Here is a 25,272-nt window from a genome sequence, read left to right on the forward strand (position 1 = left end):
TCGCCAAATAGTAATAACCGTTGTAATACTGCATCCACGGATCCGGACCACGCATCTTGATCGGGTTGGTGAACGTGCGCCCGCCCGTACCCCCGTCGGTGTACCCGGCCAGCCGCCACAGGCGCGCGGCGGTCGTGTCGCACGGCAGCTGGACGAGCCGGTTGTCCGACGCCGGCGCGACACACTTGTTGGAGTGCACCGCGATCACCTGGAAGGCGCCGGACGTCTGCGTCAGCCTGAACCGCTGGTTGTTGTTGCTGTGGCAGGCGTACTGGATGATCGTGGCGTTGTCCGCCGTGGAGGCGCCGAAGACGTCGACGCAGCTGCCGGACGTGAGCGTGTGGATGTTGTACGTCGCGGCCACGCCGGCCACCGGTGTGAACGTGAACGTCTGCCGCGCGCCGGCGCCGCACGCGGCCTGCGCGAGCTGGAGCGCGCTGGTCGAGGCGCCGCCGGGCACCTCGGCGCAGGTGGCCGCGCTGTGGTTGACGATCGTGGTGGTGAACGTGACCTCGGCGGACGCGGGGGCGGCCGGCACGACGATCCCGGTGACCAGGACCGCGAGGAAGATGACAGGCAAGCGGGGCACTCGACATCACATCCCATCCAGGATGGTGGATTGCCCGGCTAGTCGGCTGCACTGTATCCGATGCGGCGCCACCCGCGATAGTGGCCCGGCGTTACCTTCCCGTTACCGGACGGCCCGAGACCGGGACGTAGAGGTCGGCTAGCGTGGCGCTCGAGACGCAGGTCGGTACGCACCGCTCCGAAACATCCATGAGCTACATTCCGGCCGGATCGGATGGCGCATGACGGGCGATGGGCGGAAGCCGATGCGGATACTGCTCGTGGAGGACGACCGCCGGGTCACGGCGGTGATGACGTCGATGCTCCAGCGGCGCGGATACGAGGTGGAGCACGCCGCGACCGCCACCGCCGCGCTGGCCGCGGCGCCGTGCGACCTGGTGCTGCTCGACCTCAACCTGCCCGACGGCGACGGCGTCGACGTGTGCCGCACGCTGCGCGCGCGCAGCGAGCACCTCGGCATCATCGCGGTGACCGCGCGGGCCGAGGAGCGCGACCGGGTCACCGGGCTGCGGGTGGGCGCCGACGACTACGTGGTCAAGCCGTTCTCGATGGCCGAGCTCCAGGCCCGGATCGAGGCGCTACTGCGCCGCGCGGCCCGCCACGTCCCGCCGCGCGAGGTGGTCGAGGTCGGCCCGCTGCGGATCGACCACGCGGCCCGCACCGTGCTGCTGCGTGACCGGGCGGTCAGCCTGACCCGCAAGGAGTTCGACATCCTCGCCTCGCTGGCGCGCCAGCCCGGCGTGGCGGTCACCCGCGAGCGGATCCTGCTCGACGTCTGGCAGACCACCTGGTCCGGCCGCCACACGCTGGAGGTGCACGTGGCGTCGCTGCGGGCCAAGCTCGACGAGCCCAACCTCGTGCAGACCGTCCGTGGCGTCGGCTACCGTCTGCGCACCGACTAGAAGGACCGACGAAAAGGGAGGAAAGTGCGCCGGCGACTGGTCAGCACCTACGTACTGCTCCTCTGCATGGTCCTGCTCGCCCTCGAGGTGCCGCTCGCGGTGTCGCTCACCAACCGGGAGACGCAGCGTGTGCTGGCCGACCGCCTCGCCGACGCCACCCGCTTCGCCGCGCTGGCCGCGCCCGCCCTGCGCGGCAACGAGTTCGACACCGTCAAGGCCGAGCTGCGCCGCTACTACGACCTGTACGGCATCGGTTCCGTCCTGCTCGACCAGGACGCGCAGGTGAAGAGCGTCTTCGGTGGGCCGCTGCCCGGAGCGGAGCGGATGGACCCGGCGATCCGGGGCGCGCTCGCCGGCCGCCAGATGGGCTCGCCGACGACGCTGTGGCCGTGGCAGGCGCAGCCGCTGATCGTGGCCGTGCCGGTCAACGACGGCGGCGCCGTGCTCGGCACCGTCGTCACGATCTCACCGACCAGCCGCAACCGGCGCGTGGTGATCTCGTCGTGGCTGGAGCTGGGCCTGTTGGGCCTGCTCGCGGTCGTCGCCTGCGTGGTCACCGCGCTGCGCATGGCCGGCTGGGTGCTGCGGCCGGTCACCCGCCTCGACGCCGTCGCGCACGAGATCGCGGCCGGCGACAGCGGTGCGCGGGTGCAGCCCGAGCACGGCCCGCCCGAGTTGCGGCGGATGTCCGCCAGCTTCAACGAGATGGCCGACGCGGTCGCCGAGGCCCTGGAAAGGCAGCGCTCGTTCGTCGCGCACGCCAGCCACCAGCTGCGCAACCCGCTCACCGTGCTGCGCCTGCGCGTGGAAGACCTGGGCACCAAGCTCGTCGACGACGACTACGCCCGCGCCGACCACGAGATCGCGCTGGCCGAGACCGACCGCCTCGCCGACGTGCTCGACGGCCTCCTCGCGCTGGCCCGCGCCGAGCGCGGGCAGCGGCAGGTCGTGGTCGTCGACGCGGTCGAGGTCGCCCGCAACCGGTGGCTGGCCTGGCGCCCGATGATCGAACGTCGCGGCATCGACCTGGTCACCCTCGTCCCGGACCAGCCGTTGTACGCCCGCCACGTGGCCACCGCGCTCGACCAGTCGCTCGACGCGTTGATCGACAACGCGCTGAAGTTCACGCCGAGGGGCGGGCGGGTCGAGATCGAGGTCGCCGCGCACGACGGCGGCGTCCAGGTGACCGTGCGCGACAACGGCAGCGGCATGACCGAGGAGCAGTGCCGCCTCGCCACCGAACGCTTCTGGCGCGCGCCCGACGCGCAAAACGTGGAAGGCGCCGGCCTCGGCCTGCCGATCGTGATGGTGCTCGTGGAGGCGTCGGGCGGGCGGTTCACGCTCGGGCCGGCCGAGCCGAGCGGGCTGGAGGCGCGGATGTGGTTTCCGGCCGGGCCGGCGCCCGCTCCCGCACCCACGCCGGCGCCGGACGCGGCGAGCCTTACGGTTTGACCGACTTGAAGTACTCCGCGGCGCCCGGATGCAGCGGCACCGGGAGCGTGGCGACCGCCGAGCGGACGTCGAGGTTTTCCGCGGCGGGGTGCGCGGCGGCGAGCACGTCGCGCCGCTCCAGCAGCATCCGCGCCAGGTCGAACGCGAGGTCGTCGGCCATCTTGCTGGGCACGACGAGAAAGTTGGGCACCGCGATCGTGGCGACCGACTTGAGGTGGTACGCCGAGGCGGGCACGTCGCGCACCACGTACACGTCGCTGTACCTCTCGCGCATCAGCGCGACCGCCTTGGCGAGGTCGATGATCCGCTTGCCGTTGAGCTGCTTGATGCCGGCGACCGGCAGCCCGCCGGAGAAGAAGAACGCGTCGATGTCGCCGGCGGTCAGGGCGGTCAGCGAGTTGTCGAGGTTGAGCTTCTCCTGCCGCAGCACGCCGGGCGCGCTCAGCCCGGCGACCGCGAGCAGCCGCCCCACGGTCACCTCGGTGCCGGAGCCGGCCGCGCCCACCGACACCCGCTTGCCGCGCAGGTCGCGGAGCGCGTGGATGGCACTGTCCGCGCGCACCACAAGGTGGAGCAGGTCGTCGTACACCCGGGCGAGCGCGGCGATCCGCGGGTCGGGCGTGGCGCCGGCGACGAGGATGTCGGCCTGCGTGAAGCCGATCTCCGCCTTGCCGTTGATGATGAGCTGGACGTTTTCCGCCGACGCCGCGGTGACCAACGCGGTCGCGTCGGTGGAGGGCAGCTCCTGCGCGATGACGCCCGCGTACGCGGTGCCCACCGCGTAGTACACCGCCGTGCGGCTGCCGGTCGCGATGCGGACGTGACGCCGCTCCGGAGAGCCTCCCACGCAGCCGGCGAGCACGGCGGCCGGCAGGCCAGACAACAGAGCGCGGCGCGCCACGCGGCGACGCCGGAGCGGTGTCGTCTGGGAGGTCACCCCGTGTCCCGTCCCTCTCGACAGTGCGGCCTTGTGCGCTCGGCCCGGTCCGCGCAAGTTTCCCTCAAGTCCTCCCCGCCGGTGTACCGGCCGAACGGGCGGATCAGCCACGGTGATTGCGGCAAGCGGAAGAAGGGGACCACGATGACCGACGAACCGGCCCGCGCCGTCCTCCCCGCCCACGTGCTCTCCACCGCCTTCGAGGCCACCAGCCTCATCCAGTGCACCGAGACCAGCCGCACATCCGGCCGCCGCCGCCCCGAGTGGCGCGGCACACCGGCGATGGCGCCGCTGGGGTTGCCCGCACTGGCCGAGTTCGACGGCGGGGAGGCGGCCGCCCGCCTGGCCACGCTCCTCGGCGACCTCGGCTTCCCCGCCACCCTCGAGGTCACGATCGGCGGCGGCCGGCGCCGCTACCAGGTGCACCGCGTGGCCGTCCGCCCCGACCAGCGCGACGACGCCATCCGCCTGCTGGCCACCGCCTGGCGCCAGGGCCGCCGCACGCTGCTGGGCACCGACCCGATCGGCTCCTCCTCCCCCCGCAACGCCCAGCGCGCCACCCTCGCCCGCGCCGCGTGGCGCGCCGCCCTGCTGGCCGGCGGCCGTCGCCTGCGGACCGACTCGCTCGGCGTCCGCCTCGGCGACCAGGAGATGGCCGCCGTGCTGGTCCGCGCCGCCCGCCTGCTCGGCGTGACCGCCGGCGTCATGACCCGCCCCGGCTGCCTGCTCGTCACAGTATCCAATATGGACGAACGCACCCGCGTCCTGCGCACGCTGCACACCCCGCGCGTCCCGGCCCTCCTCTGACGCTTTCTCTCCGAACAGATTTGCCCACGTCCGCGTCAGCTGTAGACCGTATGCTCCCGCGGGCACCGCTCCCGGCCGGCGGCTCGCAGCGCTCGCCGAAACCCCCGGCCGTCCACTGCCGGCTCCGCGGCACAAACCCTCCTCGCGACAGGTTTCCCTTGATCGAGGTAACGAAGGCGGGTGACGCTGGCGATCGTGGTACACAACTGACCCTGGAGGGGCAGTAAACGTCCACGATCTGTTCGCCGGGCGGCGCCATATACGATTCCACAATGGACGGGCGGCGCGGCGCAGCGCATAGCCGGGGCCGGGTCCCGGGCCGGACCGCGGCCCCGACCTTGGCTTGCGCGGCCGGCTCGGCCAGACTCCAACCATGATCGTGCGCACCTGGTCCGCCCGTGCCACCCCGGCCGGCGCCGCGGACTACCACGCCTACTTCGAGGGCACGCTGCTCCCCGAGCTACGCGCCCTGGCCGGTTTCGCCGGCGCGTACCTGCTCTCCCGCACGGACGGCGCGACGGTCGAGCTGACCGCACACACCTTGTGGGAGTCGCTCGCCTCGATCCAGGCCTTCGCCGGTGACGACATCACCCGCGCGGTCGTCGAGCCCGAGGCCCGCGCCGTCCTGCTGGACATCGACGAGACCGTCACCCACCGCGACGTCCTGGTGGACGCCCGCGCTACCCGGGCTTGACCGCGAGCAGGCCGAGCACGTCGGCCACTCCCCCGGGCCCGCTCTCGGCCGCGCGGACGAAGCGCAACCCCGCGGCCGTCACCGCGTTGAGGAGGTCGGCCAGCGGGACGTGCCAGGCGCCGACCCGGGCGCGCACGCCCGACGGGTCCCAGGCCTCGGTCGTGTAGGAGCGGTCGGCGTAGCGCTCGTCGACGAAGACGCGCGGGCGGTCGCTCCAGTCGGCGAACGCGCCCACGAAGCACGGGTGCACTCCCACGTGGACGAACCGCCCGCCGGGCCGCAACACCCGCGCCACCTCGCGTACCACCGCGGGGTAGTCGGGCAGGTCGGTGTGCGCGAGCACGCAGGCGACCGCGGGCAGTGACCCGGTCGCGACCGGGAGGGCGGCCGCGTCGGCGTGGGCGACCGGGAGGCGGGCGGTGGCGTGGCGGAGCTGGCCGCGGGAGAGGTCGACGCCGAGCGGGGTCCAGCCGAGGGCGCCGATCGTGGCCGCGCGCACGCCGGTGCCGCAGCACAGGTCGAGGCAGGCGCCGGCGCCGGCGCCGAGCAGGTCGGCGAGCAGCTCGCCGCTGCGCCGCGTGTACGGCGCGGCCTTGCCGGAGACGTAGTCCTCGTACCAGTCGGCGTAGGCGTCGTACGCGGCGATCAGCGGCATCCCCGGATCGTATGGCCGGGCGCGGCCGGCCGGCAGGCCTGAACGCTACGAGCGAACGAGCAGCGCCGCGGTGATCGTCGCGCCCTTGGGGCCGGTGCGGACGTCCACCTGATGCGACATCTGCCGCACCACCCACAGGCCGCGCCCGCCGTACGCGGTGATCGGCACCAGCTCGCGGTCCAGCTCGCTCTCGTCCAGGCCCGGTCCGGCGTCGCTGACCTCGCAGTGGATCAGCTCGCCGGCGCGCCAGAGGCGCAGGCGGCCGGCGCCGCCGCCGTGGCGGATCGCGTTGCTGGCCAGCTCGTTCGCGACCATGACGAGCTCCTCGACCACCTCGTCGCCGGCGCCGAGGTCGGCGGCGTGCGCGGCGACGGCGGCGCGCAGGGAGTAGAGGCCGTTGGTGTCGAAGGGCTGGTCGAGCGCGACGTCGCCGTTCGGGGCGGCGGTGAGGGGCGCGCCGTCGGCCTGGGCCGCGTCGTCCGTCGGGAAGGGACCGTGGTCACGGTCGGCCATCAGCCAGCCTTACCCGAATCGCGGGCTGATCAGTCACGCCAACCAGATCCAGCACCTTGTGTACCGCCCGGCGGCACACGACGGCCATCAGGCGGCCCGGCTGGAGGCTGAGCGCCGCCTGACCGATCGACGCCGCGGCGGCCGCGTCCATGAAGGTCAGCTGCGTGAGGTTGACGTGGATGTCGCCGCCGAGCCGCAGCGCCTCGGCGAGGGCCTGGTTGAGCTCGGGCACCCGCCGGTAGTCGATCTCGCCGGCCAGCCGGATGCCGGGCGGCGCGTGCTGCCGGCAGATGCGCAGCAGCGGGTCCTCGTAGTACACGGCGGCGGCGACCGCCCGCGAGTGCGCCTTCGCCGCGAACGCCAGCGTCACCTGGTCGAAGCTCTGCCGGTCGTACTGGCAGACGGCGGTCAGCCGCCCGTCGCCGAACAGGCCGGCCACCCGCGTCTCGAAGACCAGCAGCTCGTCGACGGCCGCGACCGGGCGGGTGGCCCAGCACATGTCAGCGGTGACCCGCAGCCCGGCGAACCCGTCGCGGTGGGCCGCCGCCAGCTCGCCGGAGAGCATCTCGATCATATTGGTGGCCGAGACCCGCCCGCCGGACAGCCACGCGGCGTCGTTGTCCCGGATCGCGAGCTGGCCGCCGTTGGTGGTCTTGACGTCCCGTTCGGCCAGCTCGCCGGCGAAGTCGGGCTCGGTCGACGGTTCGGTGAAGCAGATGACCCGCTGGCCGGCGCCGAGGCCGTCGCGGACGAACGCGGCGACGATGTCGAGGCGCTCCTCCGCGTCCGAATAGGTCAGACACGCGTGGTCGCCCGGACGTAGATCATCAACAGATGCAGCAGCCGCCATCGCGCCTCACCCTAGACGACCTTGTCCGGACCCGCGGGCTGGCCGGAGAGTTGCCGCCGAGGGAGCCGAACGCACAAACGGGGTGATTCGCGGATGGCGGACAAAAACCATAAGCCCGCCCTGGTACGCGAAACGGTCCCCTAGCGTCATCACGGGGGTGCGACGGATGCATGAATGGCACGTCGGGACCGAGCAGCACGCCATCCCCCTGCTGGCGTCGAAGCTATCGGTCCCACCGCCGCCGGAAGTCCCGCTCGCCCGCCCGCGCCTGACCCGGCTGATCGATGCCGGGGCGCGCGGGCCGGTGACGCTGGTGGCCGCTCCGGCGGGGTGGGGAAAGACAGTACTGCTGGGCGCGTGGGCGCGGACCCACCCGGACCAGCCAGTGGCCTGGTACACGGTCGAGGCGGGTGACGGCCCGAGATTCTGGGCCTACGTGGGCGCGGCGCTGGCCCGCGGCGGCCTCGCCGTGCCCGAGGACGCCGACGTGGAACGCCTCGCCGCGGCCATCGCACGGCTGCCACGGCCGGCCGTGCTGCTCGTCGACGACCTGCACCTGGCCGGCGACGAGACCGTGGCGAACGGCCTCGACTACCTGGTGCGGCACGCCGACCGGCGCCTGCACCTGGTCGCCGCCTCGCGCACCGAGCCGCCGCTCGGGCTGCACCGGTGGCGCCTCGAGGGCGGGCTCACCGAGGTCTCCGCGCACGACCTGGCGTTCACCCGGGAGGAGACGGCCGAGCTGCTCTCCCGCCACCGGGTGCCGGCGAGCGCGCGGCGGGTGGAGGACCTGCACCTGCGTACCGAGGGATGGCCGGCGGGGTTGCGCTTCGCGGCCCGCTCGCTCTACGCGCACCCGGACCCGGACAGGTTCATCGCCGGGTACGGCGGGGAGCACCCGAGCGTGGCCGGTTACCTGGTCGACGAGGTGCTCGCCGGGCAGCCCGCCGACGCGCGGGACGTGCTGCTGCGCACCTCGATCGCCGAGCCGGTGAGCGGCGAGCTGGCCGACGCGCTGACCGGGCGGGAGGACGCCGCTCAAGTGCTGGCCGAGCTGGAGCGCACGAACGGCTTCGTGGTCCCGGTCAAGGGCCGGCCGGGCGCGTACCGCTACCACCGGATGTTCGGCGAGCTGCTCCGCGCCGAGCTGCGCCGCCGCTCGCCGGACCAGCTCACCGACCTGCACCGGCGGGCCGCCGCCTGGCACGCCGACCGGCACATGCCGCCGGACGCGCTGCGGCACGCGCTCGCCGGCCGCGACTGGACCCGGGCGACCGAGCTACTGGTGCTGCACTGGCCGGAGCTGATCCCGTACGGCGCGGAGAACGACCAGCCGCCCGCGCCACCGATCCCACCGCCGCCGGCCAGCGCGCTGCGTGCGGACCCGGCGCTGGCGCTGGCGTACGCGGCCGCGTTCCTCGACGCGCAGGACCGCGCGTCGGCGACCGCCTTCATGCGGCTGGCGCAGCGCCACCGCGACCGCATGCCACAGGGGCAACGGGCCAGGTACGCGCTGGTCGCGGCCGCGTTGCGGCTGGCCGAGGCCCAGCTCTACGGCGACCAGGCGGCCGTCATGCCGGCCGCCCGCCAGCTCCTCGACCTGTCCGCGACCGCCGCCGTGGGCCGGCCGGTCGCCGCCGCGGCGACCGGCGCCCGGCCGGCGGGCACAGGCGCGGTGGTCGCACGCAACGGTGGCCAGGGCACAACGCCGGCCACCGCCGGGACCGGTGCCGCACCGCTGAGCCGAAGCATCGGCCCGGCCGGTGCCCCGTCGCCGAGCCGGACCACCGGCGCGGCCGGCAGCTCACCGCTGAGCCAGAGCGCCGGCGGTTTGCCGGGCCGCGACGCCGGGCCCGCGGCTGGCTCGCCGGTGGACCGCAACGCCGGGCCGGTCGACGGCTCGCCGCTGGGGCGCAACGCCGGCCCGCTCGCGCCGGGCGCCACCGGCGAGCGCAACGCCGGACCGGTCGCCCCGGGCGCCACCGGCGAGCGCAACGCCGGCCCGCTCGCGCGCGACCCCCAAAAGGGCAGCCCTGTGGGGCGTGAATTCCCAGAAGGGGTCCCGGCTACCCCTCCAGGCGGTGAGAGGGCTGCCCTCTTGGCGACGGAGCTGTCGCCGTTCGGGCGGGGCGGCGAGGGCCCAGCGAACGCCGGGGAGCGTGCCTTTCGGGCCGCCGACCCGGCCACCCGCGCGGTCGCGCTCGCCGCGGTCGGCGTGTCCGAGCTGGAGACCGGCGACCTGACGGCGGCCGGGTTGGCGCTCGCCGCCGGCCTGGCCGAGGCGCGCACCGCCGGCCTCACCCGTCCCGCCTCCGCCTGCGCCGGGCGCCTCGCGGTCGTCCACGCCATCCGCGGCGAGCTGCGGGAAGCCACCGAGGCCGCGCGAGCGTACCCGGGAGGCTCTCCGGCGGACCGCGCCCACGCGCACCTGGCGCTCGCGCTCGTGGCCCTGCACCGCGACCAGCTCGCGGAGACCGCCGCGCACCTGGACCGCGCCGCGCCGCCCGGCCCCACCGGTGGCGGTGTGCCCGAGGGGGACCGTGCCGGCGCCGCGTTCCCGGCGCTGGTGGCGGTGGCCCGCGCGGGCCTGCTGGAGGCCCGCGGCGACCTGGCCGGGGCGCACCGCGCGCTCTCCGCCGCGCGGGCCGACCGGGAGCTGCCGCCGCTGGTCGAACGCTGGCTGGCCGTCGCCGAGGCCGACCTGCACACCGCGCGTGGCGACGCCTCCGGCGCGCGCACGCTGCTCGGGGCGTCGGCGAAAGAGGCATCCGGCGCGGTCGCCCTCGCACGGGCCTACCTGCGCGCCGGCGACGCGGCCGCCGCCATGCGCGCGCTGCCGGCGTGGGACGACCTGGAGGTCGACGTGCCGCTCGCGGTCCGGGTGGACGCGGGCCTGCTCGCCGCCATCGCCGCCCGCCGCGACGGCGACCACCGCCGGGCCGCGCGCGACCTGGAGACGGTGCTGGGGTGGGCCGGGCCGGATGGGTTCCGGCGGGCCTTCACGCGGGCTGGGACGGACGCGCGCGACCTGCTCGCCGCCCACCTCGACGCGGGCACCGCGTACTGGCCGCTCGTCGCCGACCTGGTGGCCGCCATGCCACCGCCGGCGGCGGCCGACCCGCCGCCGTCACCGGAGACGGGCGAGACGCTCACCGAACGGGAGCTGACCGTCCTGCGCTACCTGCAAAGCATGCTGTCCACTGTGGAGATAGCGGGCGAGCTGTCGCTGTCGGTCAACACCGTCAAGACGCACGTGCGCAACATCTACCGCAAGCTCTCCGCGACCCGCCGCCGCGAGGCGGTGCGCAGAGGCCGGGAGCTGCGGCTGATCTGAGTCACCCGCGCCGCGTGATCCGGGCTCACCCGCACGGCACCCACTCTGGGCCGGTGAAGACGTTCGTAGTGATCGGCGGCACGAGCGGGCTCGGGCTCGAAGTGGCCCGCCTCCTCGCGGCCGAGCACCGGGTCGTGGTCATGGGCGACCGGGTCGACGAGGTGAAGAATGTCGCCGCCGACCTCGGCTGCGACGGGATGACCTGCGACGTGTCGCGGGCCGACCAGGTGGAGCGCGCGTTCGACGAGATCGCGATGCGCGGGGCCGTGCACGGCCTGGCGCACTGCGCCGCGATGTGGGTCGGCGGTGGCCTGAACGACCTGGCGCCCGAGACGATCCGCCGCGCGGTGGAGGTCAACGTGCTGGGCCCCACCTACGTGCTCCGCGAGGCGCTGCGCCACATGCGGGCCCAGGGGCACGGCAACGTGGTGTACGTCGGCGCGATCGCGGTCGACGCGGCCCGCCCCGGCATCCCCGTGTACCGGGCCACCAAGAGCTACGGCAAGAGCCTGGTGGAGTCGCTCGCCCAGGCCACCGGCAGCAACCGGGTGAAGCTGATGCAGGTGCACCCGGGCCCGATGCCCACCCGCCTACAGGAACGCGTGGGCGACTCGTTCCTCGACACGGTCTACACCCCGCCGGCCGCGGTGGCGCGGGAGATCGTGCGGCTGCTCCTGCTCGCGCCGGAGGACCCGTACGTCTCCGACCTGAGGGTGCTCCAGGCCGACGGCAGGTGGTGAGCGCCGAGGGCCAGGCACAGGCGTGGGCGCCGCTGCGCATCGCGGCGTACCGCAACCTGTGGCTGGCGTTGCTCGCCGCCAACATCGGCACCTGGATGCAGACGGTGGGTGCCCAGTGGCTGCTGGTCACCCACTCGCACGCGGAGACGCTCGTCGCGGCCGTGCAGACGGCCAGCATGCTGCCGATCCTGCTCTTCGCGCTGCCCGCCGGCGTGCTCGCGGACGCGTTCGACCGGCGGCACCTGCTGATCGCCGTGCAGGGCTTCCTGGCCGCGGTCGGCGTGCTGATGACGGTGCTCACCGCCGTCGGCCACATGCGGCCGCCGCTGCTGCTCACGCTGACGTTCGCCCTGGGTACCGGCCAGGCGCTGACGCTGCCGGCGTGGGCGGCGGTGATCCCCCAGCTGGTGCCCCGCGAACAGATCCGGTCCGCGTCGGCGCTCGGCGCTATCAGCGTGAACGTGGCCCGCGCGATCGGCCCCGCCGTCGCCGGCGTGCTCGTCGCCGAGGCCGGGGTGTCGGTGGTCTTCGGCATCAACGCGGCGACGTTCGTGCTCTTCGCCGCCACGCTGCTGCACTGGCGGCCGGAGAGCGCGCGGCCGACCGAGTCGCCGGAACGCTTCACCGCCGCGCTGAAGGCCGGCGGCCGCTACGTGCGCTACTCCCCCACGCTCCGCCGCCTGCTGATGCGGATCGTGCTGTTCATCCTGCCCGGCAGCGCGCTGTGGGCCTTGCTGCCGCTGGTGGCCAGCGAGCGGATCGGCACCGGTCCGCACGGGTACGGCGTGCTGCTCGCCGCGCTCGGCGTCGGCGCGATCGCGGGCGGCGTCGCGCTGCCCCGGCTCCGCGCGCGGATGTCGGCGAGCAAGCTGCTGGGCATCGCCGGCATCCTCTTCGGACTCGTGCTGCTCGACGTGGCCGCCCTCAACGACCTGGCCGCCGTCGCGGTCGCCCTCACCCCGGCCGGCGCGGCGTGGGTGATCGTCCTGGCCAACCTGAACGCCGAGATCCAGCTCTTCCTGCCCAACTGGGTACGCGCCCGCGGGCTCGCCGTGTACCAGGTGGTGTTCGCCGGCGGGCAGGCGATCGGCGCGCTGGCCTGGGGCGGCATCGCGCAGGTGGTGGGGCTGGAGGTGACGTTCCTGCTCGCGGCGGCGCTGATGTTCTTCGACGCGGTGGCGCTGACCATGTGGCCGCTGCCCGACCTGCGCGAGGTCGACCGCGAACCGGCCGTCATCTGGCCCGAGGTGTCGCTGGCCGTCCATCCCGACCCGCAGGCCGGTCCGGTGCTGGTCACCTCCGCGTACCACGTGCGGCCGGAGCGGGAGAAGGAGTTCATGGAGGCGATGCGCCTGGTGCGCGGCACCCGGCTGCGTACCGGCGCGCTGAGATGGGGCCTGTTCCGGGTGGGCGAGGAGCCGCAGCGGTTCGTCGAGGTGTACCAGCTCGCCACCTGGGACGAGCACGTGCGCCAGCACGACAACCGCTTCACCAGCGCCGACAAGGAGTCCGAGGACCGCGCCAAGGAGATCGCCGACGAGGGCCCGGACGCGCAGCACCTGCTGCCCGCCGACACGAGGGCGGGCGACCCGGGAGCCGGCGCCGTCGACGTGGGCGCGACGCCGACCGACGCCGGCGGCCCCGGGGTGAGCGCCGATACGGTCACCCGGCGGGCGTGACGCGGCGTCACCCGGCCACTGGCGATCATGCCGACATGAATGATCCTTTCCGCTTGACGATGAGCCGGCTCCGCGGGCCGGTCACCGAGGAGGACCATCTCCTCGGCAGCTCGTACGCCCCGGTCACCCTCGTCGAGTACGGGGACTACCAGTGCCCCGGCTCGGCCGTCGCGCACACGGTGGTCCGGGAGGTCCTGCGCCAGCGCCCCACCAAGGTGGCCTACGTCTACCGGCACTTCCCGCTGACGGACGTGCACCCGTACTCGGAGATCGCCGCCGAGGCCGCCGAGGCCGCCGCCGCCCGCGGCCGCTTCTGGCAGATGCACGACTGGCTCTTCGCCCACCAGGACCAGCTCAAGCCGCTCCAGCTGGCGCTCGCCGTCGACCGTCTGGGCCTGGACATCGAGCGGGTCGGCCGGGCCATGGGCGGCCACCACTACCTGGCCCGCATCCGCCGCGACTTCGGCAGCGGCGTACGCAGCGGCGTGGCCGGCACGCCCACCTTCTTCGTCAACGGCATCCGCCACGACGCCCCGCACTCGCTCGAAGCCCTGCTGTCCGCGGTCGACGACGCGATCGACACCTAGCCGATCTATCCACACCTTCGTGAATCTTCGCCGCTTGCGGCGCCGGGCAAGAGAGCCGAGTGGGGTCGTGAAGCGCGGAGGGTGAGGCCGCGGGAGCAGCGGTCCGGACCACCGCGGACATCGCGGTAGCTCAAATTTCCATACAGATCGTCTAGGGCCGACACGGGGCCGGCGGTCGCCGCCAGCCCCGCCCCCGTCCAGTCGTTCCGGCCTGGTCCCAGGTTGGGCCTAGTTCCAGGTTCGGCCTAGCGGAAGAACGTGCACTGGAAGGCCATGTCGTCGACCCGCACCGGACCGCTGCCACCGAGCAGGGAGATCCGCATGAACACCTGGGTCGGACCGTCCCGGTAGGTCGCCACGTCGTGCCGGCGCCAGGCGGTGTCCGTGACCCGGACCGTGCGCAGCGCGAGGTACGTCCAGCTCACCGGGTCGATCACCTCGACGTTGAGCACCGCCGGCCCGCCCAGCGGCCGGACGAAGAAGCCGCCGCCGCACGTGGTGGAGTGCCCGGCGGTGCGGGGCCGTACGGTGAGCAGCTTGCCGACGCCGGACCAGCCGCCCGCCGAGGTGGTGAGGATCGCGTTGTTCTGGCCGTTGTGCGCCGTCCCCGCGCCGATCTCGAAGGCGCCGCTCCCGGCACCGGAACGGTGGAACTCCCACACCGCCGCCGGGTCACCCTCGAACCCGTCGGTGTGCTGGAAGAGGTCGGCGTACGCCGGGCTCGCGGCCACGCCGAGCGTCACCGCCGTGGTCGCCACGGCCGCGACGGCGAGGCGGACGAACTTCGCGTAGGTGGATCTCATGCCGGTCTCCTTCTCGTTCGTGGCCGTCACGGCGCGCCGTAGATGACTACCTGGTACGTGTTGATGGGCTCGGACACCGGCTGGTGCCAGGTCTTGGGGCTGGAGTTGCACACGCTGCCGTTCCGGTTGGCGTGCGAGTTCAGCCCGTACCCGATGTGGCTGGCGAACAGCGGCCCGCCGCTGTCGCCGCCGAGCGTGCAGATGTTGGTCTCGATCATCTGGCGCACGGTGCCGCCGGCGCCGTTGACCGTCACGTTGGTCTTGAGGACGCGACCGCACCGCAGCCCGGTCGTCCGGCCGGAGTTGCAGACCGAGAGCCCGCTCACCGCCGTGGCCCAGCCGTGGATGCCTTGGCTGCCCGGCCAGAGGTTGAACACGCCGGTCGGCCAGACCGACGGGCCGTTCATCCAGATCAGCCCGAAGTCGTTCTCCGGGTAGTGGCTCTCCAGCGTCGGCCCGACGTCGGACCCGTCGGGCAGCGTCCAATGTGGGAAGCCCTGCGTGCAGTGCCCGGCGGTGATGATGTAGTTGAAGCTGCCGTCGGTGGCGGTGAAGCCGGCCGAGCAGCTGCCCAGCGGGTCCCCGCTGGAGATGCCGACGTTGGGCTGGATCGCGCCGTCCTCGGTCTCGAAGCGCACGGCCGAGCCGAAGCGCCGCGCGGCCGTCCGCTGCGCGGCGTTCTTCGCCCCCGCCGCGGGCAGGCCCACCACGACCTGGTTGGCCTGCGGGTCGATACCCCAGGACGTGTTCGGCTCGCTCGGCGCGGCTTCCAGCGTCCGCTGGATCGCCTCGAGCTGACGCTGGCCGCGCGTGACGATCCGCGCCTTCGCGCCGGCTGCGGTCACCTTCGCGGCGGCCGCGGCGTCGGTGACCGTGACGACGACGGTGCCGCCGGCCAGGTACGCGCCGCCGCTCTTCGCGCCCAGCGCGGTGGTCAGCCGGTTGGCGAGGTCGACGCTGGCGTTCTCGGCACGCAGCAGCTTCTCCGCGGCGTCCCGGCTGATGCCGCGCTGCCGGGCGATCGCGCCGGCGACGTCCGCGCCGCCGGCCGCCCGGTCTGTGGTGACGGCCGTGCCGCTCGTCGGTGCCGGCTGGTCGCCCGGCTTCGCAGTCGCGGCGGTCGGGACGAAGGCGACCGGTGCCACGACGGCGATCGCCGCCGCGAGCACGGTTCGCCGGCTTGGCCTTCTCGCGCGCGGGTGTCTTGCACGTTCTGACATTCCCGTTCCCTTCACCAGAGGACTGGTGCAAACGGGTCCGGAGCCTGATGGCCGGACCGAGCGGCCATCGTCGCAATCGAACGAGGCCGATGGGCCGGACGTCGGACACGGTCGGAATCCGCTGGACGTCGCTGGACACGCCTCAATCCCCGTCGGCCAGCTCCTTGACCTTCGCCCGGACCTCGGCGGCCTCGGAGCGGCCGAGGTCCTCGAAGATGGCCACGGCCGCACGCCAGGCCGCCAGGGCGGCCGGCCGGTCGGCCATGGCCAGGCGGGTGTCGCCGACGTGGACCAGGGTGTCCGCCTCGTAGTAGCGGTCACCCAGCTCGCGGAACGTCTCCAGTGCGCGGTCGTAGCAGGCCAGCGCCTCGCGGTGCTCGCCGAGGTGGTGGTGGGCGTACCCGACGCTGTCCCACGCCGTCGCCTCGCCGAGCCGGTCGCCCACCTCGGCGAGCAGGGTCACCGCCTGCCGGCAGTTGTCCAGCGCCCGCGCGTAGTCGCCGACCAGCGCGTGGTACCAGCCGACCGAGTTGTACGCGTACGCCTTGCCCGGCTGGTCGTCGGTGCGCAGCAGCAGGTCGCGGCTGCGGCGGGCGTGCTCCAGCGCGTCGGCGTAGCGGCCCTGCCGTTCGAACATCAGGCACATGCCGCGGTGCGCGCGGGACAGGCCGACGTCGTCGGCGAGGGCGCCGTAGAGCTCCAGCGCCCGCTCGAAGTGCGCCTGGCTGTCCGCGTAGCGGTCGAGGCTGGCGTACGCGTACGCCACCTCCCGGTGCAGCCGTGCCCGCCACAGCGGATCGGCCAGCCGGTACGCGGCCGGCAGCGCGGCCTCCTGGAGGGCGGCCCAGTCGGTCCAGTACACGCGCAGCCGGCAGAACGCGCCGAGCACCCAGGCGAGCTGGCACGCGAGCTCGTCCAGCCCGGTGTCCAGGGCCAGCGCCACGGCGTCCCGCAGCGCCGGGTACTCCGCCGTCAGCCAGGACACGGCCGCCCGCGCGTCGGGAAGCTCCTGCGTGGCGGCGCCCGGCTCCGGGTCCCACGCCGGGAGCAGCTCGCGGCTGGGGTCGATCAGCGCGTTGGCCGCCCACACCGCGCGGACGCAGAAGTCCAGCAGCCGGCGCACGGCGGCGCGCCGCGGCTCCTCGCCGTCGAGGGTGCGGCTCTGCTCCATCGCGTACGCGCGCAGCAGGTCGTGCAGCCGGTACCGACCGGGCGCGTGCTCCACGACCAGGTGCGCGTGGGCCAGCTCCGCCAGCCGCCGCCGCGCGTCGTCGGGTGGCTCGCCGGCGAGGCTGGCCGCGGCCGGTACGCCGATCTCCTGTCCGGGGTGCAGGCCGAGCAGCCGGAACATCCGCGCCGTCGCGGGCCGCAGCGCGCGGTACGACCAGGAGAAGACGGCGCGCACGTCGGCCGCGTCGTCGCCCGCGTTGAGCGTGTCCAGGCGCCGGTCCGCCTCGGCCAGGTCGTCGGCGAGGGCGGCGAGCGTGAGGCGCCGGTCGGTGACCGCGTGGGCGGCGGTGATCGCCAGCGCCAGCGGCAGCCCGGCACACCGCTCGATGATCTTCTCGGTGGCGCCCGGCTCGGCCGTCAGCCGCTCGGTGCCCAGCCGCCGCCCCAGCAGGTCCCACGCCTCGACCGGGGTCAGCACGCCGACCGCGACCGGGTACGCGCCGGCGGTGGCGACCAGCGCCGCGAGCTGGGTGCGGCTGGTCACCACCGCGGCGCACGACGCGCCCGGCAGCAGCGGCCGCACCTGCGCCGCGTCCCGCGCGTTGTCGAGCACGACGAGCATCCGCCGCTGCGCGAGCAGGGCACGGTACAGCGCCGCCTGCTCGTCGGGGTCGGCCGGGACCTGGTGGGCCGGCACGTCCATCGCGTTGAGGAAGCCGCGCACCGCGTCGGCGGGCCTCATCGGGGACGCCACCGGATCGAACCCGCGCAGGTCCACGTAGAGCTGCCCGCCGGGGAACTCGTGCGCCACCCGGTGCGCCCAGTGCACCACCAGCGCGGTCTTGCCCACGCCGGCCGAACCGGAGACGGTGGCCAGCCGCGCCGCCCGCCCGCTCTCGGGCAGCAGCGCGTCCAGCTCGCCGAGCTGGGCGACCCGGCCGGCGAACCCGTACACCTCCGCGGGCAGCAGGTTGACCGGGGCCGGCGGCGGTGTGGCGGTCACGGCCGGCGCGGGCGGTGCCTTGACCTGCCGCCGCTCCGCGACCCGGTCCCGGGCCGTGGCCAGGGCACCCTGCTCGACGGCGTTGGCACCGAGCAGCGCGGTCAGGATGTCGAAGCGGTCGGTCGGCGGCAGGATCTTCCCGGTGAAGTAGGCCCCGATGATGCTCACCGACCAGCCGGTCTTCGCGGCCAGCTCGCGGTAGGTGAGCTCGGGCTGCCCCTGGCGGCGGGCCTCCCGCCGGCGAAGCTGGCGTAACGCCCGGGCCAGGTCTTCCAGGGTGGCGATCCCACCGTGAGCAGCACTCATGATTGCCTATCTGTACGAGCATCCGTCCGCAACAAATGATAGAAGTCCGCGCATAGGACGCCGCTGTCCATGATGGACACATTTGACCGCCCCGTCCGCCGGCGCACCCGGCGCGCGTAGGCTCGGGTCGTGACGGATCTTCGCAGCGCCCAGTGGTACGGCGGTGACGACCGCAACGCCTACATCCACCGCGCCTGGATGCGGCGCGGGCTGCCGGACGGCGCCTTCTCCGGGCGGCCGCACATCGCGATCGCCAACACCGCCTCCGACCTCACCCCCTGCAACATGCACCTGAACGACGTGGCGGAGAGCGTCAAGGCGGGCGTGTGGGAGGCCGGCGGGGTCCCGCTCAACCTACCGGTCATCTCGATCGGTGAGACGCAGGTGCGGCCCACGGCCATGCTGTGGCGCAACCTCGCCGCGATGGCCATCGAGGAGATGCTGCGCGCCAACCCGATCGACGGCGTGGTGCTGCTCGGCGGCTGCGACAAGACCATCCCCGCGCTGCTGATGGCCGCCGCCTCGGTCGACCTGCCCGCCGTGGTCGTGCCCGGCGGCCCGATGCTCACCGGCCACTTCCGCGGCACCCCGCTCGGCTGTGGCACCGACGTGTGGCGCCTGTCCGAGGAGGTACGGGCCGGCACCCTGTCGCAGGAGGCGTTCATGCGCTCGGAGTCCGCGATGATCCGCAGCCGCGGCCACTGCAACACGATGGGCACCGCCTCCACGATGGCGAGCATGGCCGAGGCGCTCGGCATGACCCTGCCCGGCATCGCCGGCACGCCCGCGCCCGACAGCCGGCTGCTCGCCCTCTCCCACGAGACCGGCAGGCTCGCCGTGGAGCTCGTCGCGGCCGGCCGCCGCCCGAGCGACATCCTGACAAAAGCCTCGTTCCACAACGCGATCGTCACGCTCGCCGCGATCGGCGGCTCCACCAACGCCGTGGTACACCTGCTCGCCATCGCCGGCCGCGCCGGCGTCGACCTGACCCTGGACGACTTCGACGAGGTCGGTTCCGGCGTACCCCTGCTGGTCGACCTCCAGCCCGCCGGCCGCCACCTCATGGACGACCTCTACCGCGCCGGCGGCCTCCACGCCGTCCTCAACGAGGTCGGCGACCTGCTCGACCCCGACGCCATCACGGTCACCGGCCGCCCGCTGGTCACGCATCTGGCCGGCGCCGAGATCTGGGACGAAGAGGTCATCCGCCGCCGCAACAAGCCATTGCTGGACGACGCCGGCATCGCGGTCCTGCGCGGCAATCTCGCCCCCGACGGCGCCGTCATCAAACCCGCCGCCGCCTCACCCGAACTCCTGCGGCACCGCGGCCGCGCGGTCGTCTTCGAAAGCGTCGAAGACCTGCACGCCCGCCTCGACTCCCCCGACCTCGACGTCTCCGCCGACTCGGTGCTGATCCTGCGCGGCTGCGGCCCCAAGGGCTACCCCGGCATGCCGGAGGTCGGCAACCTCCCGCTGCCCGCCAAGCTGCTCGCCAAGGGCGTCCGCGACATGGTCCGCGTCAGCGACGCCCGGATGAGCGGCACCGCCTACGGCACGGTGGTGCTGCACGCCGCCCCCGAGGCGGCTGTCGGCGGCCCGCTGGCCCTGGTGCGGACGGGCGACCCGATCGTGCTCGACGTGCCCTCCCGCCGGCTCGACATCGACCTGCCGATCGAGGAGCTGGCCACCCGCGAGCCCACCGAGGCGAGCACCGCCGCGTACGCGTCGCCGACCCGCGGCTGGGAACGCCTCTACGTCGATCACGTCATGCAGGCCGACAAGGGCGCCGACCTGGACTTCCTCACCGGCGCCAGCGGCCACTCCGTATCCCGCGAGTCCCATTAGGACGGTCGACCGGGACGCGACGCCACGGGCTCGCCCGGGTGAGCGGACTCGTCACCCGGGCGAGCTCCGGTAGGGCACCGGTCAGGACGCGCAGATCCCGTGGGCGGCGGAGAACCACCCGGCCGTGGTCGAGTCGTTCTCGAACGCCTTGACCGTCGCGGTGAGCAGCACCAACGACGCCGGGGTCATGTCCTCGATCACGACCTGCCCGGTCGCACCGCTGGAGACGACGCCGGGGCCGTGCAGCTTGGTGCCGGTCGGGCAGCCGACGTCCTCCTCCTTCGGCGAGGTGGAGTCGTTGGCGAAGTCGGACTGGGTCTGCGCCACGTGCGTCGCGGCCTGCGGTCCGCAGATCGCGAAGGCCTCGACACCCCACACCAGACCGTTGTTGTTGTCGGTCACGGCGCGCACGTTCCAGGCGAGCAGGTTGGAGTTACCGAACGACCAGGTCATGAACACCTGGCCGTAGCCGAGCGGGAAGATGAAGCCGCCGCCGTACACCTTCCGCCCACCCGTGCACGGGACCGTCGCGCTCTTGTCCGTGCTGCTCGAGTTGGGGACGATCACCCGTTCCCGCTTCAGGTTCGAGTTCGGCGGGCCGCAGATCGCCTCGGCGGTCACGCTCCAGCTGCTGGTGATGCCGCTGTCGGTCTCGTTCGCCTCGACGAACACCTCGGTGAGGGCCTCGTTGGGCAGAAGCGTGTTGACCGCCACCTTGCCCAGGCCGTCCGTGACCCGGTACGAGGCGCCGTACACCTGCTCGCCGAAGTCGCAGCGGGCGGTGGCGTTCTTGAAGTTGGTCGAGCTGTACGCGCTGGTGCCTTGCTCGAACTCGGGCGAGGCGACCGCCTGGCTCGGCGTCGGCAGCAGCGCGACGGCGGCGACGCCGGCGACCAGTGCCGTCGTGGCCCCGAGAATTCTCCGGCCCACCCGTCGTCGAATGTTCATAGGTAGATCCCTTCGTCGGTGACGCGAACGTCACCGGCGAGGATGCCGAGGCGCCTTCATGGAACCCGCACCGAAATCTTCATCGCTACGGCTTCAGCAGCGATCCCAGGTAGGCGATCTGCTCGGCCTTCTGGAAGTTCTGGCCGCCCTCGTGCCCGTTGTACGACCAGATGCGGATGTCCTTCTCCGCGGCCCAGTGGTTGTACGCGGCGTACACTGTGGACGGTGGGCAGACGTCGTCCATCAGCGCGACCGAGAAGAGCGCCGGCGCCGTCGCGTGCGCGGCGAAGTTGACGCCGTCGAAGTAGCGCAGCGTCTCGAAGACCCGCTCGACGTGGTCGCGGTGCGTCTTGCAGTACGTGGTGAGCTCGAAGTACGGCGCCTTGTCGGTGATCTCGGTGGCCCGGCGGTAGTGGCACAGGAACGGCACGTCCGGCATCACCGCGGCCAGCCCCTCGACCAGGCCGCCCACGGCGAGGGCGATGCCGCCGCCCTGGCTGCCGCCGGCCACGGCGACGCGGGTCGGGTCGACGAGGGGGTGTTCGCGGGCGGTCTCGACGGCGCGCACCGCGTCGGTGAAGAGGCGGCGGTAGTAGTACTTCTCCGGGTCGAGGATGCCGCTGGTCATGAAGCCCGGCGTCTGCGGCCCGCCGGCTCCCTCCGGGTCCGGCGTGTCGCCCGGCAGCCAGCCGCCGCTGCCCTGGCCGCGGGTGTCCATGACCAGGTGCGCGTAGCCGGCGGAGCTCCAGGCCAGCCAGTCGAGCGGGAGGCCGCGGCCGCCGCCGTACCCGATGTACTCGACCACGCAGGGCAGCGGGCCCTCGGCGCCGCGCGGCGCGAGGAACCAGCCCTTGATCGGGTGCCCTCCGTAGCCGCTGAACGTCACGTCGTGGACGTCCACCGTGGACAGGCCGCTGTCGTGCGGCGTGAACGTGGGCGGCGTGGCGGCGGCGCGCGCGGCGTCGAGCGTGCCGTCCCAGAACGCGCGGTAGTCGGCGGGCTCGTCGCGCTCCGGGCGGTAGGCGCGCAGCTGGTCGAGGGGCAGGTCGACGAACACCTGGGCACTCCTTAATGATCATCCGTGGGTCGTTTCACCCTAACCGCGGGTGCCCGCTCCTCGATAGAGTCGAGGCGTGCGGCCGGCGCTGGCACCCTTCATCGCCTCGATGGGATACCTCGAGGGGCGGTTTCCGCACGGCCGCGAGCGCGTGCTGCCCACCGGCACGGTGCAGCTGCTGGTCAACCTCGACCGCGACGCCCTCCACTCCGCCCCCGACGGCCTGCCGCCGGTCCGCACAGGTGGCGCCGCCCTCCAGGGGGCGACGGCACGCCCGGCCGTGGTCGACACCGCCGACCAGCGGGCGATCGTGTGGGTGGCGTTCCGCCCGGGTGGGGCGGCGCCGTTCTTCCCCGGGCTGGCGGAGGCGTGCGACCAGCTCGTTCCGCTCGACGCGCTGTGGGGTCGCCGCGCGGCGGCGCTGCGCGAGCGGCTGCTCGCCGCCGGTTCCCCGGACGAGATGCGGGAGGTGGTCGAGGCCGCACTGCTCGCCGCGGCCGACCCACCGCAACCCGACCCCGCACTCACCGCGGCGGTGGCCGCCCTCCACGGCGGCGCGTCCGTCGCGGAGGCCGCGGACCGCCTGGGCTGGACCACCAAGAGGCTCGTGCGCCTGTTCAGCGCACGGGTCGGTCTCGCTCCCAAGAGATTCGCCCGGGTACGTCGCTTCCAACGCCTTCTGTCCGCAGCCACCGGACGCCCGGACGGCGACTGGGCACGCCTCGCCGCCGACTGCGGCTACCACGACCAGGCACACATGATCCACGACTTCCGCGCACTAGCCGGCCAGAGCCCGACGCAGTGGACCCCCCGTTCGTCCGCCGAGCCCAACCACGTCCCCCTCTAGAGTCCTTTCAGGCCCCCGCGGGCTTGCGGCGCGGACCTGGCAGCGCGGGTCGGGGATCTCGGCGAGCGCCAGCGCGCCGCCGGCCCGTTTTTACAAGGCGAGGCCCCAAGGCCTTGGACATGATCGGGGCATGAGTGACATGTACCCGCGCCTGGTGGTGATCGGCGCCGCCAAGGCCATCGACTTTTACGTTTCCGCGCTCGGGGCGACCGAAATCGCCCGCTACACCGACGAGGCCACCGGCCGCATCCACCACGCGGCGCTGGAGCTGGCCGGCGTGACGTTCGCGGTCAAGGACGAGGGCGACGGCGACCCGGCCCCGCCCACGCTCGGCGGCAGTCCGGTCGTGATGGCGCTGTACGTCGACGACGCCGACGCCGTCGGGCGGCGCATGGAGGAGCATGGCGCCACCGTGGTGTTCCCGATCGCGGACCAGCCCTACGGCGAGCGGGGCGGGCGCCTCGCCGACCCGTTCGGCCACCTCTGGATGATCGCCCAACACGTTGGGACATAAGCGGGACCGGCTGTCCTACGCCACCCCGGCCGGCAGCCGGCATACTCCGAAAGATGCCGGCACTGAAGTCCTACGCCAGCGGGAGTGTCGACGAGTCCCGCGAGGTGGTGAAGGAGCATTTCTACGCCATCGCCATGGACGTGCACGGCCCCGCCGAGAGGTTCGCGTTCGGTATGGACGTGGTCCGGTTCGGGCCGCTGACCATGGCGGATCTGCGCTTCGGCGCGGAAATCGGGTTGGAGATCGACCGGATGCCCACGTACCACATGGACCTGCCCCTGGCCGGCCACGCGGTGACCCGCCAGGGCGGCATCGAGGTCGTCGTCTCGCCGGAGCACGCGAACCTGTACCGCCCGGAGGCGGGGCCGGTCGACGTGCCGGGGATCAGCGCCGACTGCCGACTGCTCAGCACGAAGATCGAGCCGGCCGGCCTGGAGGCGGAGCTGGAGGGGCTGCTCGGCCACCCGGTGCGCGCGCCGCTGCGGATCTCGCGCGGTTTCGACCTGACCGGGGGCCCGGGGCGCAGCCTTGCCCGCCTGGTGCGGCTGGTCGGCGCCGAGCTGCACGACGACGGCGGCCTGATCCACCACCCGCTGGTCGCCGGCCGGCTGTGGCACGGCATCCTGACCGGGTTGCTGCTGGCGGCCGACCACCCGTACCGCGACGAGCTTGCCGGCGGCGCCGCGCCCAGCCGCCCCCGCCACGTCAAGCGGGCGATCGACGTGATGGAGGCCGACCCGGGCCTGCCGGTCACCGTCCAGGACCTCGCGCGGATCTCCGGCGTGGGCGTGCGCGCGTTGCAGGAGGGCTTCCGCCGCAACGTGGGCGTGTCGCCGATGGCCTACCTGCGGCGGTTGCGCCTGGCCCGCGCGCACGAGGAGCTCCGCGCCGCCAGCCGCGGCCAGGCGACGGTGGCGAGCGTCGCCAGCCGGTGGGGCTTCGTGCACCTGGGCCGCTTCGCCGCCGCCTACCGCCGCACCTACGGCGTCTCCCCCGCGACGACGCTCGACCGCTAGTTTGTCCCGCGCCCGAACCTTCACCGGGTCAGGGGCGGCCTTGCGCCGCCGCTCATCAGGGCCGGCGAAGCCGGCCAACGTTTGTGGCCACCGCACTAGCGGGCGTGATCAGGCCAGGCCGGCCTCGGTGCGATAGCGCTCCAGCCGCTCCGCCAGCTCGGCCGGGCGGCTGAGCGCCACAAGATGGCCGCCCGGCATCACGTCGATCTCGATGCCGAGCCGCTCGCGGGCCTGCCGCCGCTGGAACTCCAGCGGAAACAGCCGGTCGTCGCGTGCCTGGAGGAGCCGCGTCGGCACGTCCGGCCACGCGTCCAGCGGCCACGGCTTTTCGAACGGCGTCCCCGACTGCGACGGCTCACCCCGCGCGAGCACCGCCGCCGTCACCTCGGCCGGCACGTCGTGGAAGAACCACGTCTCCAGGTCGAACTCCGCCGACCGCCCCTCCCGCGCCGCCATCTCCGCGGACGCCGCGGCCTGCCCGGTGTTTTCCCACCACTCGCCGCCGGACTCGCCCGGCCGCGGGATCATCGCGTTGAGCAGGACCATCAGATCCACCGGAACGCGCGCGGCCACCAGTGGCGCGCTCAGCCCGCCCATCGACTGGCCGACGAGCACGATTCCTCCGGTGCGGCCGCCGATCGCCTCGACCACCACGTCCGCGTACTCCTCCAGGCCGGCGGCGTCGTCCCCGGCGGGCAGGTCGACGGCGACCACGTCGTGGCCGCCGCCGCGCAGCAGCGGCGCGACGCGGTGCCAGTAGAAGGCCGCGCCGCCGGCGCCCGGGACCAGCACGTACCTCGCCACG

The 25,272-nt window shown here is 73.7% G+C and carries 23 protein-coding genes; 12 read left to right on the forward strand and 11 right to left on the reverse strand.

What is annotated here, in order from left to right; all coding sequences use genetic code 11:
• On the reverse strand, positions 1-589 hold a 589-nt coding region (locus tag ACTMTJ_RS03115), incomplete at its 3' end, for an RICIN domain-containing protein (protein WP_441214499.1).
• Positions 590-833: 244 nt separating this feature from the next.
• Here ACTMTJ_RS03115 and ACTMTJ_RS03120 point away from each other — a divergent pair.
• Positions 834-1,490, forward strand: coding sequence for a response regulator transcription factor (locus ACTMTJ_RS03120; RefSeq protein ID WP_441214500.1), 657 nt, complete (start codon positions 834-836; stop codon positions 1,488-1,490).
• A 24-nt stretch (positions 1,491-1,514) separates the two neighbouring features.
• Complete coding sequence (locus ACTMTJ_RS03125) at positions 1,515-2,942, forward strand: ATP-binding protein (RefSeq protein ID WP_441214501.1); 1,428 nt, start codon at positions 1,515-1,517, stop codon at positions 2,940-2,942.
• Here ACTMTJ_RS03125 and ACTMTJ_RS03130 read toward each other — a convergent pair.
• The gene (locus ACTMTJ_RS03130) at positions 2,932-3,843 is read right to left on the reverse strand and encodes a TAXI family TRAP transporter solute-binding subunit (RefSeq protein WP_441214502.1); all 912 of its coding nucleotides are present in this window, start codon (positions 3,841-3,843) and stop codon (positions 2,932-2,934) included. The genes ACTMTJ_RS03125 and ACTMTJ_RS03130 overlap by 11 nt on opposite strands.
• A gap of 180 nt (positions 3,844-4,023) precedes the next feature.
• On the opposite strand from ACTMTJ_RS03130, the gene ACTMTJ_RS03135 reads away from it, so the two are divergent.
• Entirely contained in the window at positions 4,024-4,686 is a 663-nt protein-coding gene (locus ACTMTJ_RS03135) for a hypothetical protein (protein ID WP_441214503.1), read from the forward strand.
• A gap of 373 nt (positions 4,687-5,059) precedes the next feature.
• A complete protein-coding gene (locus ACTMTJ_RS03140; RefSeq protein WP_441214504.1) occupies positions 5,060-5,380 on the forward strand; it encodes an antibiotic biosynthesis monooxygenase family protein in 321 nt (106 codons plus the stop codon).
• On the opposite strand, the gene ACTMTJ_RS03145 is transcribed toward ACTMTJ_RS03140, so the two are convergent.
• Genes ACTMTJ_RS03145 through ACTMTJ_RS03155 form a run of 3 tightly spaced genes read right to left on the reverse strand, consistent with a single transcriptional unit; the run spans position 5,367 to position 7,398 of the window.
• Complete coding sequence (locus ACTMTJ_RS03145; protein ID WP_441214505.1) at positions 5,367-6,035, reverse strand: class I SAM-dependent methyltransferase; 669 nt, start codon at positions 6,033-6,035, stop codon at positions 5,367-5,369. The two genes, ACTMTJ_RS03140 and ACTMTJ_RS03145, sit on opposite strands and share 14 nt — an antisense overlap.
• A 45-nt stretch (positions 6,036-6,080) precedes the next feature.
• Positions 6,081-6,548, reverse strand: coding sequence for an ATP-binding protein (locus ACTMTJ_RS03150; protein WP_441214506.1), 468 nt, complete (start codon positions 6,546-6,548; stop codon positions 6,081-6,083).
• A complete protein-coding gene (locus ACTMTJ_RS03155) occupies positions 6,535-7,398 on the reverse strand; it encodes an MEDS domain-containing protein (RefSeq protein ID WP_441214507.1) in 864 nt (287 codons plus the stop codon). The genes ACTMTJ_RS03150 and ACTMTJ_RS03155 overlap by 14 nt, the downstream gene beginning before the upstream one ends.
• A gap of 166 nt (positions 7,399-7,564) precedes the next feature.
• On the opposite strand from ACTMTJ_RS03155, the gene ACTMTJ_RS03160 reads away from it, so the two are divergent.
• The 4 genes from ACTMTJ_RS03160 to ACTMTJ_RS03175 are packed head-to-tail and all read left to right on the forward strand — an operon-like array spanning position 7,565 to position 13,738.
• Positions 7,565-10,732: a LuxR C-terminal-related transcriptional regulator gene (locus ACTMTJ_RS03160; protein ID WP_441214508.1), complete on the forward strand. Its 3,168-nt coding sequence runs from the start codon at positions 7,565-7,567 to the stop codon at positions 10,730-10,732.
• 53 nt (positions 10,733-10,785) lie between these two features.
• The gene (locus ACTMTJ_RS03165) at positions 10,786-11,472 is read left to right on the forward strand and encodes an SDR family NAD(P)-dependent oxidoreductase (RefSeq protein WP_441214509.1); all 687 of its coding nucleotides are present in this window, start codon (positions 10,786-10,788) and stop codon (positions 11,470-11,472) included.
• Positions 11,469-13,151, forward strand: coding sequence for an MFS transporter (locus tag ACTMTJ_RS03170; RefSeq protein ID WP_441214510.1), 1,683 nt, complete (start codon positions 11,469-11,471; stop codon positions 13,149-13,151). Before ACTMTJ_RS03165 ends, ACTMTJ_RS03170 begins: the two co-directional genes overlap by 4 nt.
• Positions 13,152-13,186: 35 nt before the next feature.
• Positions 13,187-13,738 carry a DsbA family protein gene (locus ACTMTJ_RS03175; protein ID WP_441214511.1) on the forward strand — a complete coding sequence of 184 codons (552 nt, stop codon included), beginning with the start codon at positions 13,187-13,189 and terminating at the stop codon, positions 13,736-13,738.
• A 245-nt stretch (positions 13,739-13,983) separates the two neighbouring features.
• On the opposite strand, the gene ACTMTJ_RS03180 is transcribed toward ACTMTJ_RS03175, so the two are convergent.
• From ACTMTJ_RS03180 to ACTMTJ_RS03190, 3 genes are all read right to left on the reverse strand, one after another.
• A complete protein-coding gene (locus tag ACTMTJ_RS03180) occupies positions 13,984-14,541 on the reverse strand; it encodes a hypothetical protein (protein ID WP_441214512.1) in 558 nt (185 codons plus the stop codon).
• A 26-nt stretch (positions 14,542-14,567) separates the two neighbouring features.
• Entirely contained in the window at positions 14,568-15,710 is a 1,143-nt protein-coding gene (locus ACTMTJ_RS03185; RefSeq protein ID WP_441214513.1) for a S1 family peptidase, read from the reverse strand.
• Between the two features lie 193 nt (positions 15,711-15,903).
• Positions 15,904-18,240: a tetratricopeptide repeat protein gene (locus ACTMTJ_RS03190; RefSeq protein WP_441214514.1), complete on the reverse strand. Its 2,337-nt coding sequence runs from the start codon at positions 18,238-18,240 to the stop codon at positions 15,904-15,906.
• A gap of 129 nt (positions 18,241-18,369) precedes the next feature.
• Between ACTMTJ_RS03190 and ACTMTJ_RS03195 the strand changes: the two genes are divergently transcribed.
• Positions 18,370-20,085: an IlvD/Edd family dehydratase gene (locus tag ACTMTJ_RS03195; RefSeq protein WP_441214515.1), complete on the forward strand. Its 1,716-nt coding sequence runs from the start codon at positions 18,370-18,372 to the stop codon at positions 20,083-20,085.
• A gap of 81 nt (positions 20,086-20,166) precedes the next feature.
• Here ACTMTJ_RS03195 and ACTMTJ_RS03200 read toward each other — a convergent pair whose 3' ends face one another.
• A complete protein-coding gene (locus tag ACTMTJ_RS03200) occupies positions 20,167-21,033 on the reverse strand; it encodes a hypothetical protein (protein ID WP_441214516.1) in 867 nt (288 codons plus the stop codon).
• Positions 21,034-21,118: 85 nt separating this feature from the next.
• Complete coding sequence (locus tag ACTMTJ_RS03205) at positions 21,119-22,090, reverse strand: acetylxylan esterase (RefSeq protein WP_441214517.1); 972 nt, start codon at positions 22,088-22,090, stop codon at positions 21,119-21,121.
• A gap of 76 nt (positions 22,091-22,166) precedes the next feature.
• On the opposite strand from ACTMTJ_RS03205, the gene ACTMTJ_RS03210 reads away from it, so the two are divergent.
• From ACTMTJ_RS03210 to ACTMTJ_RS03220, 3 genes are all read left to right on the forward strand, one after another.
• Positions 22,167-22,937: a helix-turn-helix domain-containing protein gene (locus ACTMTJ_RS03210; RefSeq protein WP_441214518.1), complete on the forward strand. Its 771-nt coding sequence runs from the start codon at positions 22,167-22,169 to the stop codon at positions 22,935-22,937.
• A 130-nt stretch (positions 22,938-23,067) separates the two neighbouring features.
• The gene (locus ACTMTJ_RS03215) at positions 23,068-23,451 is read left to right on the forward strand and encodes a VOC family protein (protein WP_441214519.1); all 384 of its coding nucleotides are present in this window, start codon (positions 23,068-23,070) and stop codon (positions 23,449-23,451) included.
• 53 nt (positions 23,452-23,504) lie between these two features.
• Positions 23,505-24,467, forward strand: a complete 963-nt coding sequence (locus ACTMTJ_RS03220) for an AraC family transcriptional regulator (protein WP_441214520.1) — start codon at positions 23,505-23,507, stop codon at positions 24,465-24,467.
• Positions 24,468-24,575: 108 nt separating this feature from the next.
• On the opposite strand, the gene ACTMTJ_RS03225 is transcribed toward ACTMTJ_RS03220, so the two are convergent.
• Complete coding sequence (locus tag ACTMTJ_RS03225) at positions 24,576-25,271, reverse strand: alpha/beta fold hydrolase (protein WP_441214521.1); 696 nt, start codon at positions 25,269-25,271, stop codon at positions 24,576-24,578.
• Between the last annotated feature and the right edge of the window lies 1 nt (position 25,272).

Origin of the sequence: Phytohabitans sp. LJ34 (assembly GCF_052068095.1) — a bacterium.
Classification (GTDB): Bacteria; Actinomycetota; Actinomycetes; order Mycobacteriales; family Micromonosporaceae; genus Phytohabitans.

What these genes read in the sequence shown, in the direction of transcription:
- ACTMTJ_RS03200 (WP_441214516.1), bottom strand. Translation starts at nt 21,033, where the DNA reads ATGAACATTCGACGACGGGTGGGCCGGAGAATTCTCGGGGCCACGACG.
- ACTMTJ_RS03135 (WP_441214503.1), top strand. Translation starts at nt 4,024, where the DNA reads ATGACCGACGAACCGGCCCGCGCCGTCCTCCCCGCCCACGTGCTCTCC.
- ACTMTJ_RS03140 (WP_441214504.1), top strand. Translation starts at nt 5,060, where the DNA reads ATGATCGTGCGCACCTGGTCCGCCCGTGCCACCCCGGCCGGCGCCGCG.
- ACTMTJ_RS03180 (WP_441214512.1), bottom strand. Translation starts at nt 14,541, where the DNA reads ATGAGATCCACCTACGCGAAGTTCGTCCGCCTCGCCGTCGCGGCCGTG.
- ACTMTJ_RS03155 (WP_441214507.1), bottom strand. Translation starts at nt 7,398, where the DNA reads ATGGCGGCTGCTGCATCTGTTGATGATCTACGTCCGGGCGACCACGCG.
- ACTMTJ_RS03120 (WP_441214500.1), top strand. Translation starts at nt 834, where the DNA reads ATGCGGATACTGCTCGTGGAGGACGACCGCCGGGTCACGGCGGTGATG.
- ACTMTJ_RS03175 (WP_441214511.1), top strand. Translation starts at nt 13,187, where the DNA reads ATGAATGATCCTTTCCGCTTGACGATGAGCCGGCTCCGCGGGCCGGTC.
- ACTMTJ_RS03145 (WP_441214505.1), bottom strand. Translation starts at nt 6,035, where the DNA reads ATGCCGCTGATCGCCGCGTACGACGCCTACGCCGACTGGTACGAGGAC.
- ACTMTJ_RS03160 (WP_441214508.1), top strand. Translation starts at nt 7,565, where the DNA reads ATGCATGAATGGCACGTCGGGACCGAGCAGCACGCCATCCCCCTGCTG.
- ACTMTJ_RS03190 (WP_441214514.1), bottom strand. Translation starts at nt 18,240, where the DNA reads ATGAGTGCTGCTCACGGTGGGATCGCCACCCTGGAAGACCTGGCCCGG.
- ACTMTJ_RS03150 (WP_441214506.1), bottom strand. Translation starts at nt 6,548, where the DNA reads ATGGCCGACCGTGACCACGGTCCCTTCCCGACGGACGACGCGGCCCAG.
- ACTMTJ_RS03215 (WP_441214519.1), top strand. Translation starts at nt 23,068, where the DNA reads ATGAGTGACATGTACCCGCGCCTGGTGGTGATCGGCGCCGCCAAGGCC.
- ACTMTJ_RS03220 (WP_441214520.1), top strand. Translation starts at nt 23,505, where the DNA reads ATGCCGGCACTGAAGTCCTACGCCAGCGGGAGTGTCGACGAGTCCCGC.